The sequence below is a fragment of the Lactobacillus porci genome (assembly GCF_009695985.1).
Classification (GTDB): domain Bacteria; phylum Bacillota; class Bacilli; order Lactobacillales; family Lactobacillaceae; genus Lactobacillus; species Lactobacillus absianus.
This window is the reverse complement of sequence record NZ_VUMX01000004.1, coordinates 97,477-106,243: the sequence shown is the minus strand read 5'-3', so window position 1 is coordinate 106,243 and position 8,767 is coordinate 97,477. Positions and strand designations below refer to the sequence as shown.

The window sequence follows — 8,767 nt, the reverse complement described above, 5'->3', positions numbered from 1 at the left end:
CTCAAGCGCCGTTGATGATAGCTTTCAACTTGACTGGCTACCTGCTTTGAGATGTTTGAGACGGTGCCTGCAGAATAGTAGCTGCCGTACATTTTCTCGATCAGCTCAGAGATCTCTCTGGTTGTTACACCATGCGAATAGAGCTGGATCACAGTGGATTCCAGTGCATCGGTGTGCTGACCATATGCAGGAAGAGTTTGTTGGTGAAACTCGCCGTTTCTGTCCCGGGGAACTTGAACCTTGATAGGCCCAAATTGCGTCTTGATCTGTCTAAAGTAGCTTCCATTCCGGGAGTTTCCAGAGTTCCAGCCGTTTCTATCGTAGGGATTATAGCCAAGAAAGGCGGTCAATTCGCTTTCCAGGAGCAGATTGAGTCCTTCCTCGAGCTGAGTCCGCATGAATTTGTCAAATTTCTCCTTGTCGAATAGCGCATTGAGGCATTCTCTGTTAAAATCAGTCATAAGGGATTCCTTTCGTATTGATAGTGTTCAAATCAATTATACGGAAAAGGAGTCCCTTTTCTTATACCCAATTTTGATTTACTTTAAGGAACTGTTCATCCTTACACATAAGATTATACGGTCTCCACAAAAACGGTGGTGCTAGTTGAAGAAGCTGAATCCATATCTCTGTAGGATGTAGCTGATATTGTAAGTTAGTACAATTATCTCGACAGTTTGTTGGAAACCATCTACACTTCTTGCATGTATATTTTCAATTCCGTAGTACTTTAGTACAGAAAACACACTCTCGATTGTTCTGCGAATTGCCATTAGCTCTCTTTTGTTATGCTGCTTAGCACCCTTCATATTTTTCCGATAAGGTGTTCACAGTATATAACCGTCTATCTTGAGGGCATCGTGCAGTCGTTTGCCTATATAACCTTCATCGCCTAAGATAAAGTGCCCTTCGGGACGGGTACTGAGAATCAATTCTTCTGCTTCTTTTGCATCGTGGATTGATGCCTTGGTGATTACATAGCCAAGAACATACCCGTCTTGAGATACGGCAAAATGGCCTTTAAAACCTTAGTTGCTAATTTCCCAGGATTTTACAACTCAATGTCTAAGAAACCTACTATTACGGCTTTTTTCGAAGTTTAAGATAATATTTTTTGAGTTGTAACTTAAACTCAACGAAATTCTCTAAAAGGTTGATATATCAAGTGATAGAGCACTTTGAGTAGTAATTTATGGGAAATTAGCATATAACTACGGTTGTACCTTGAGGTACGCCCGTTAAGGCCGCCCAAAGTTCAGGGCCCCGGCAAATTACAAAAAAGGCCTATTTTGGGCCCGTGAAAGCCATTTTTGGAGTTTCTGGATCCTTCTAAAAGAAATACCCTAGCCATTGGTTGAATTGCCCTTTTGAAGCACTTAAGGCGGCGTAAACAGAGTTTCTTTACTCCCCTAAAAGAGAGACACAAACAAAGCGACTTTTTCAACACATCTAAAACAGAGCTGGCTTCTATCTTGCTTATTACGCCATTCTCGAGCCCCTGGAGCGCTTGCGGGTTAAGTGTACATGGATAGTGTTGTCGCCTGGTCCTGGAGCAGATTCTGCTTCTCTGCTCCCTGCTTGCCGCATCCCCTGGCATGGATAGTGTGGTCAATCGATTGACCAGAAACTGTACAACGAGTGTAGCGGATCCTGGCACAGGATTTTAAGAAGCGGTCCCGATTTAGGACCCCAACGACAAAAATGCAAAAAAAGAACCGCCTGCTTGACGCAAGCGGAGAAAGTAGAAATCACTACTTAAATTTTATCATAGATTGTCTTTAGTATCATGTTGAAGCCTGTGAACGCATCCGAATCATTGCACCAAATATTGCACTGAATTTAGTAGCAACATTTTCTGTTCTTGGTTAATCAGAGCTGGTTAGATTGGAAAGAATCCAGTAATAGCAAGGGTTGAGAAGCTTCTAGATTTGCCAAAAACCTGGCTAGGTTTAATACTCCTTCAAAAACAAAAGAGGGGCTGACCGCCTCTCTTATTTTATTTATAGTCCGCGCTGAAGTGCAGCTTTACTCTGGTCGAGAGGCCGAAATGAGAATAGCACCTAACACACAGACTGCAACTAAAGAAATTAACGCTTTGAGTAAAAGCTTACTTAGTCTGGACATCTTCTTTCTTAAAGCTTGTTCTTCTTCAAATCAGTTCAATGATAGCACAGTTGAATATTTTTTCAATATTTTCGACAAAATTCAATAAATCAGACAAATAGCCGCATATCAGGCATGTCTTAAAACAAAAGAGACACTCATCTGATTTAGATGAGCGTCTCAAAGCCTTGGCTTAACTTGCTGACATTGAGCCAGCATCCAGGCTTTTAGTGTTAATATTCGTTATTTTTACTCGGCTTCAGTAATCCCAACGCGCTCCTTGTCAATGTCGCGCTTTTCCAGCTCTTCTTCCGTTTCACCGACGCCAACCCCGCAAAGCGGCGTGAAGCCGTCTGGCAGGTCCAGGTCAGCAATGGTTTCTGGGTGGTTGCGCAGGGCAGCGACTGCCCCGTAAATGTAGCATGCGCCATAGCCCTTGTCTTCCGCAGCCAAGACCATGTTGTGGCCCATAATGCCGGCAGTGGCCCAAGCCATTTCATCAACTTTCTTGGCTGAGACCAGAATCAGAGTTGGCACCCCATAAAGAGGGTGGGAGTGGAGATCGCCAAACATCATGGCAGCTTCTTGATCAATCGCCTTCAAAAGCTTCTTGTCAGTAACTACGGTAAACAGATAGTTTTCGTACTTGCCCATGGCTGCTGGCGCGTATTCACCAGCTTCCAGTATCTTCTGCAGATCTTTCTTGTCGGCTGCCTTGCCCGTGTAGGTTCTGACAGTCTTGCGACTTTTAAGCAATTTCTTGAATTTCATATAGAATTTACCTCCTATCGCGATCACAAAGTTCCTTCTGCTTAAAATTATACAACAGCTTTAATTGAAAACGCATTAAGAAGTTTTAAGCCTTTGCTAAAGAAAAAATAAGTTATTTTAAATCACGTTGCCTTTTGGAAAAATCCCGCGAAAGTGCTTGACTAAAATCAGCAAAAATCATATAGTTAAGAAAACGCAAAATGACCTTTAAAATTAGCCCCGTGAGACTAAGAAGGTTGCTCATTCAGCAGACAAAGGCAGCACCATTTCGGCAATTGTCCGGATTATTGTCAGCGTCAGCTGCTATTTCCGCCAGCATCAGCCAGTGGCGCGGACGGAATTGAGGAAGACCATCTTGCACCCACGCAGGGCAGGATGGCCTTTTTGCTTGTGCCAGCTCAATTAGCTCGAAAGGAAGTTGCAAAATTGTTATCAGTTACCAAGGACCAAAATGCTACTAATGCCAGCAAGGACGACAAGCTGCTTCGCCTGCCGTACTTCGTCAGTGTAGAACAATTGGATGTCGAGGACGTCTTCAACCTGATCCACCGGGCTCAGTACTTCAAGAAAGGCGGAGCCGTGCCGAAGCTTAGCCGGCCGGTCTTCTGCGTCAACATGTTTTTTGAAAACTCCACCAGAACCCACACGAGCTTTGAAGTTGCTGAACGCCGCCTGGGCTTGACCGCTATTCCATTCGATCCAGCGCACTCTTCAGTCAAAAAGGGTGAAAGCCTCTACGACACCGAGCTGACCATGGCATCGCTTGGCATTGAGCTCAGCGTCATCCGCCACTCAAAGAACGCCTACTACGATGAGATCATTCATCCAAAGGCCGGCCAGCACCTTCAGATGGGCTTGGTCAACGCCGGTGACGGTTCCGGCCAGCACCCTTCACAAAGCATGCTGGACATGATGACCATCTACAACGAATTTGGCCACTTTGACGGCTTAAAGGTCATGATCGTCGGCGACCTGACCAACTCCCGCGTTGCCCGCTCAAACATGGAGATCCTGAACAAGCTGGGGGCCAAGGTCTACTTCTCCGGTCCAGAATACTGGTATGACCCAAAGGAATTTGGCGACTACGGCACCTACGTCAAAAACATTGATGACGAAATTGCCGACGTGGACGTCTTGATGCTCCTGCGGGTGCAGCACGAACGCCACACCAGCGACAACACGGAAGAGCTGTTTGACCCGGCTGCCTACAACGAACAATACGGCCTGAACCAAAGAAGATACGACTTGCTGAAGGACAGCGCGATCATCATGCACCCAGGTCCAATCAACCGCGGCGTTGAATGGGACGGGAACCTGGTTGAAGCGCCTAAGTCGCGCTACGCCGTCCAGATGCAAAACGGGGTCTTCGTCAGAATGGCCATGATTGAAGCCGTCCTGCGCGGACGGAAGATTGGGGGACTTGAATAATGTCAACTCTTTTGAAAAACGGCTTGGTCTACATCGATGGCGAGCTCCACGAGGAAGATTTGCTGATTGCCGGGACTAAGATCAAGGCGATCGGCTTTGGCTTGGAAGCTGACCAGCCAGACGAAATCATTGACCTCAAGGGCAAGCTGGTTGCCCCAGGTCTGGTAGACATTCACGAACACTACAGAGAGCCTGGCTTCACTTATAAGGAAACGATCAAGACTGGGTCTGCCGGTGCTGCCAGAGGCGGCTTTACAACGGTCTGCACCATGCCAAACGTTGACCCGGTTCCAGACGACGTGGAGACCTTCAAGAAGCAGGTTGAGCTGAACCAGAAAAGCAGCCTGGTCCACTTGTACCAATACGCGGCAATCACCAAGGACCTGACCAGTGATGAAGTCGTCGACATGGAAGGGCTCAAGGAAGCTGGTGCTTTTGCCTTCAGCAATGACGGCAAGGGAATCCAGCAGGCCGGGACCATGTATGATGCCATGAAGCTGGCTGCCAAGGTTGGCCTGCCGATCTGCGAGCACGTGCAAGATGACTCTCTCTACCACAAGGGGGTCATGAATGCCGGCAAGCGGGCTGAAGAGCTCGGCCTGCCAGGGATCTTGGGCGTGAGTGAATCAGCCCAGGTAGCCCGCGACCTGATCCTGGCCCAGGAAACTGGCGTCCACTACCACGTCTGCCACGTGTCAACCAAGGAAAGCGTTGAGCTGGTCCGCCTGGCTAAGGAATACGGGATCAACGTTACTGCTGAAGCCGCGCCGCACCACCTGCTCCTTAACGAAGAAGACATCAATGGCAACAACGGCTACTACAAGATGAATCCGCCTTTGAGAAGCGTGGAAGACCAGGCTGCCCTGATCGATGGCCTGCTTGATGGCACGATTGACCTGATCGCCACCGACCACGCGCCGCACAGCCTGGAAGAAAAAGCCGGAGACATGCGCAAGGCAGCTTTTGGCATTATCGGCAATGAAACGGCCTTTGCCTGCCTTTACACCAAGTTCGTCAAGAGTGGGGCGATGGACCTGGAGCTGCTCCTGGACTTGATGAGCTACCAGCCTGCTAAGCTCTTTGGCCTTGACGCGGGCGTGCTGGCTCCAGGAAAGGAAGCTGACATCGCGGTCTTTGACCTGGACCACGTGGAGACCATCAACGAAGACGACTATCTGTCAAAGGGGAGAAATACCCCATTTACTGGCGAAGAAGTCTACGGCATGACCGCGCTGACCTTCGTCAGCGGCAAGCTGGTCTACAAGAACAAGCACTTAGCCGACTAGCAAATAAATACAGAAAAGCACATCCCTTGCTTAGGGGGATGCGCTTTTTTGTCTTATTGTCGCGGTTTGTTTTGGTCCTGATCAGCGATAGCGTTCAACGCCCGGCGCTGCTCGGTCTGGTCGACGTGGGTATAGAGGTCGGTCGCGGTCGTGCCCTTTTGCCCCAGCTGCTGGGCCACCATGACCTGGTCCTTGGTTACCTGGTAGAGCTCGGAAGCCACGGTATGGCGCAGCTTATGCGGGGTCAGGGGATGGCCGAAGGCGGCTGAGTATTTGCCAACCATCTTTTCAATGGCGTTGGTGGTCATTCGCCGGCATTGGCCGTGATAGTTGGTCAAGAAGAAGGCACGGTTGTCCTTTTCCGGGCGGTAGCGGCGCTCCCGCAAGGCTGCATATGCTTTGAGATAAGGCAGGGTCCAGGAGGCAATTGGGACGCTGTCCCGCTGGCCGCCCTTCCGGGTCACGTCTAATGTGGCTTCTTTCAGGTTGAGGTCTTTCAGGTCAATCCCGGCACATTCCGAAACTCTGATGCCCGTTCCCAGAATCAGGGCCACGATCGCCATGTCCCGCTCCTTGTTCTGGCGAAAGGCTGAAAGGGCTCTGGCCTTGCACAGACCTTCATATTCCTTGTCCAAGAAGTCCAAAAACTGATACTTCAAGTCTCCCGTGTACATATGGGCTTCAAGGGCATGGGCCCGGTAGTTCAGGGTCTTGGTGTAGGCCAGGGACTTGACTTTTAGCATCACGTTGTGGTCAAAATAAGGCTTGCCGTTGTTGTCTTCAGAGGTAATGGTCAGGAATTTAAAGAGCGAGCGCAGGGCATTGATGGAGCGGTTGACCGTGGTCGGCGAATTAAGGTGTCCCTGCTGGTTCTTGGTATGGCTTAAGCGATCCAGGTAGAGCATCATGTCGCTCCGGCGCAGCCGCTCCAAGTCAGAAGGGACGATTTCCTGATTGCATGAGGCTTTAGCCAGGCCTTCAGTCCGCAGCCAGTTAAAGAAGCGGCGGATTTCAGTCAGATATTGGTAGCTGGTGGTCAAAGAATGCCGGTTCTGCAACTGGTAGTCGCGCACGAAGTCGGGCATCTTGGCCAGCTCTTGGTCAATCAGCGACAAATATTTCTTGGTTTCCATACTAGCCTCACTAATCTTCTTTTTGACACAAACGTTTGATCGTCATTCTCTATGTCACAGAATACTAGAAAAGCGAGGCGAATGCAAGTTCGGGCAATTCAGGCGGCTATTTTTGCCCAGCGCGCTATAATAGATTGCAGAAGGAAGGTAGCAAAAATTGAAGGCAACGAAGATTATTTTGGAGGCCGGCCCAACTTACCAAGAAGGGGCTAACAACTGGTTTGAGCGCTTGACTTTGGAGAGCGGCTTTTTGCAAGAAGAATTGGGGCACCAAGAAGACGGCAAGGCCTTGCTCACCTGGTCATACAAGACTGACAGCCAGAAGTTCGCGGCCTGCTTCGCGCAAGCCGGCCAGTTGCTGGAAAAGATCACGCACGAAATCCGCGACTACCGGGATGCGGCGGATGACTACTTGAAAGTGCAATTGTTTGAAAATTCCAGCAAGACCTTGAACACGATTACTGAATTTTCGCCCCTGCAGCCGGACATGCAGGAATTGCTACGGGTTTTGAACCAGATGGTGCCGGCCTGTGAAGACCGCATGCTTTTGTTCAATCCGGTTGAGGATGACTTGGCCTACCCGGTCAAGAGCACGCCGGAATGGGATGCCAAAGCGGAAAAATGGCTCAATCAGGAAGTCATTTTTGGCGGGACGGTCTTGGAGAACCAGACCAGCTTGGGCGAAAGCCAGGTCACGCTTAGAATGGACGATGGCGGGACCGTCCTGGTCAAGTATTTCGACCGCGACAGCGACCAGCTGCTTGAATACGGGAACGGGATCACGGTTGGCGGACGCTTGATGGTTCGCGGCGCCTTCGTAGGCAAAGACGCGGATACCTTTGTCGTCGTGCCGGATACGATCTACGACCGTTAGTCAATAAAGGAGCGAAAAATGGCACTGAAATTCGTACTAGCACCAGACTCATTTAAAGAGAGCATGACGGCCAAGGAGGTCTGCCACGCCATGGCTCAAGGAATCAAAAAAGTCTTTCCAGATGCAGAAATCGTTGAAGTGCCCATGGCCGACGGGGGCGAAGGGACAGTAGATGCCTTAGTCGCCGCCAACCATGGCGAAAAGCGGACCGTCAGCGTGCTTGGACCTGACGGCAAGAACGAAACGGCTGCTCAATACGGCCTGATCAATGATGGCACCTGTGCGGTAATTGAAATGGCACAGGCTTCAGGATTGGAGCTCCTGCCACCGGAGAAAAGAAATCCCCTGGTGACCACGACTTATGGTACTGGCCAGCTGATCAAAGATGCCCTGGACCGCGGGGTCAAGAAGCTGATCATTGGCCTTGGCGGCAGCGCGACCAATGATGGCGGGGCAGGGATGGCCCAAGCTTTAGGGGTCAAGCTGCTTGATCAAGAAGGACAAGCGCTGCCTTTTGGCGGCGGCGCCTTGGGCAGGCTGGCCAAGCTGGATGCCAGTGAGATTGACCCGCGCTTGCGGACGGCTGAAGTGCTGTTAGCCAGTGACGTAACCAACCCATTGACTGGCGAAAATGGGGCTTCACGCGTTTTTGGCCGGCAAAAGGGGGCCACGCCAGAGATGATCGCGCGGCTGGACCAGAACCTGGCCCACTATGCAGCTGTTATCCGCGAATCTATCGGCAGAGACGTTGAACATGAGCCAGGTGCTGGGGCAGCAGGTGGTCTAGGGGCCGGGCTGATGGCCTTTACCAATTGCCAGACTCAACCCGGGGCACAGATCGTCATTGCCGAGAATCACTTAGAAGAGCAGCTGGCAGATGCCGATTTCGTCTTCACCGGCGAAGGCGGCACCGATTTTCAGACCAAGTTCGGCAAAACGCCATATGCCGTAGCTCAAGTTGCCCGCAAGCGGGGCATCCCCGTGTACACGGTCGCCGGCAGCCTGGGCGAGGGGATCGACAGCCTTTATGATGCTGGCTTCGACGCTATTTTTGGCATCCTGGACACGGTCTGTTCCTTGTCAGACGCGCTCAAGCATGGTCCGGCAAACGTCGCGCGGACCTGCGAGAACATTGCCAGAGTCATCAAATCAGTCAAATAAAGACAGAGCCG

7 protein-coding genes and 1 pseudogene are annotated in these 8,767 nt (G+C 50.5%); 4 read left to right on the top strand and 4 right to left on the bottom strand.

The window, feature by feature from the left end:
- From FYJ62_RS02585 to FYJ62_RS02575, 3 genes and pseudogenes are all read right to left on the bottom strand, one after another.
- On the bottom strand, nucleotides 1–461 hold a 461-nt coding region (locus FYJ62_RS02585), incomplete at its 3' end, for a transposase (protein WP_195837375.1).
- 141 nt (nucleotides 462–602) lie between these two features.
- Nucleotides 603–1,028: pseudogene (locus tag FYJ62_RS02580) on the bottom strand (IS982 family transposase); the annotation flags it as partial.
- 1,324 nt (nucleotides 1,029–2,352) lie between these two features.
- Nucleotides 2,353–2,874, bottom strand: a complete 522-nt coding sequence (locus FYJ62_RS02575) for a nitroreductase family protein (RefSeq protein ID WP_154547424.1) — start codon at nucleotides 2,872–2,874, stop codon at nucleotides 2,353–2,355.
- A 426-nt stretch (nucleotides 2,875–3,300) separates the two neighbouring features.
- Here FYJ62_RS02575 and FYJ62_RS02570 point away from each other — a divergent pair, with 426 nt between their 5' ends.
- Both FYJ62_RS02570 and FYJ62_RS02565 read left to right on the top strand, forming a co-directional pair.
- A complete protein-coding gene (locus FYJ62_RS02570; protein ID WP_154547422.1) occupies nucleotides 3,301–4,302 on the top strand; it encodes an aspartate carbamoyltransferase catalytic subunit in 1,002 nt (333 codons plus the stop codon).
- Complete coding sequence (locus tag FYJ62_RS02565) at nucleotides 4,302–5,588, top strand: dihydroorotase (protein ID WP_154547420.1); 1,287 nt, start codon at nucleotides 4,302–4,304, stop codon at nucleotides 5,586–5,588. The genes FYJ62_RS02570 and FYJ62_RS02565 overlap by 1 nt, the downstream gene beginning before the upstream one ends.
- A gap of 53 nt (nucleotides 5,589–5,641) precedes the next feature.
- Here FYJ62_RS02565 and xerS read toward each other — a convergent pair whose 3' ends face one another.
- Nucleotides 5,642–6,721, bottom strand: coding sequence for a tyrosine recombinase XerS (gene xerS, locus FYJ62_RS02560; RefSeq protein ID WP_154547418.1), 1,080 nt, complete (start codon nucleotides 6,719–6,721; stop codon nucleotides 5,642–5,644).
- Between the two features lie 157 nt (nucleotides 6,722–6,878).
- On the opposite strand from xerS, the gene FYJ62_RS02555 reads away from it, so the two are divergent.
- Both FYJ62_RS02555 and FYJ62_RS02550 read left to right on the top strand, forming a co-directional pair.
- The gene (locus FYJ62_RS02555; RefSeq protein ID WP_154547416.1) at nucleotides 6,879–7,595 is read left to right on the top strand and encodes a hypothetical protein; all 717 of its coding nucleotides are present in this window, start codon (nucleotides 6,879–6,881) and stop codon (nucleotides 7,593–7,595) included.
- An 18-nt stretch (nucleotides 7,596–7,613) separates the two neighbouring features.
- A complete protein-coding gene (locus FYJ62_RS02550) occupies nucleotides 7,614–8,756 on the top strand; it encodes a glycerate kinase (protein ID WP_154547414.1) in 1,143 nt (380 codons plus the stop codon).
- The last annotated feature ends 11 nt before the right edge of the window (nucleotides 8,757–8,767 follow it).

What these genes read in the sequence shown, in the direction of transcription:
- xerS (WP_154547418.1), bottom strand. Translation starts at nt 6,721, where the DNA reads ATGGAAACCAAGAAATATTTGTCGCTGATTGACCAAGAGCTGGCCAAG.
- FYJ62_RS02575 (WP_154547424.1), bottom strand. Translation starts at nt 2,874, where the DNA reads ATGAAATTCAAGAAATTGCTTAAAAGTCGCAAGACTGTCAGAACCTAC.
- FYJ62_RS02550 (WP_154547414.1), top strand. Translation starts at nt 7,614, where the DNA reads ATGGCACTGAAATTCGTACTAGCACCAGACTCATTTAAAGAGAGCATG.
- FYJ62_RS02565 (WP_154547420.1), top strand. Translation starts at nt 4,302, where the DNA reads ATGTCAACTCTTTTGAAAAACGGCTTGGTCTACATCGATGGCGAGCTC.